Source organism: Streptomyces sparsus, assembly GCF_054776295.1.
Window position 1 is genome coordinate 1 of the sequence record NZ_BAAHCA010001575.1, and the last position, 682, is coordinate 682.

At 74.9% G+C, this 682-nt stretch carries 1 protein-coding gene; it reads right to left on the reverse strand.

Annotated elements, in window-relative coordinates:
• Positions 1-51: 51 nt before the first annotated feature.
• A partial coding sequence (locus ACYVE9_RS29685; RefSeq protein WP_461030961.1) for a hypothetical protein occupies positions 52-682 on the reverse strand: 631 nt, incomplete at its 5' end.

A 682-nucleotide genomic window follows, 5' to 3' on the forward strand; every position in this document is an offset into this window, starting at 1 on the left:
CGCGGGCAGGTGGCCCAGGCGGGCAGGCGGGCAGGCGGGCAGGCGGGCAGGTCAGTCGCGCGGAAGGCCGGACGTCGCCCGGGTGAACGCGGCCACCACCGCATCGGGGTCGTCGGCGTGGAAGTGCACGGTCCGGGCCGTGAACCGGCGTCCCATCGGCCGGACGCCCGTCACCGGACGGCTCAACTCCAGGCTCAGGGAGGTGCGGCCGTCCACCGCGAGGTCCAGGACACCACCGTCACCGATCCGGACCGGAGCGCCTCCCGGGCAGCGCCGCACCACCCGCAGCGAGGCCACCTGGCCGGCCTCGACCCGCAGGTCGAGCAGCGCGCCGTAGCGCAGCCGCAGGGAACCGTCCGGCTCGACGACGTGCGGACGCACCACGCAGGACGCGTGCAGGGCCACCACCGTCAGCAGGCCGTACCCGTCGAGGACCAGAACCACCAGGTGAACCGTCGGCCAGGGAATGAGCAGGGCCAGTACCACCGTCTCGATGAGCAGCACCCACACCAGCACGAACACCGTCATGGCCTGGGCACCCGCGTAACCGGCCGGGTACGCGTCCGGGGGCACGCCGTGCCCCCGTCGCGTCACCCACCGGGCCAGGCCGGTCACCGCCCGCACCTCGTGCAGGACCAGGCGGCGCACGGGCCGGGGCAGCACACGTCGCAGCGCCAGCCAC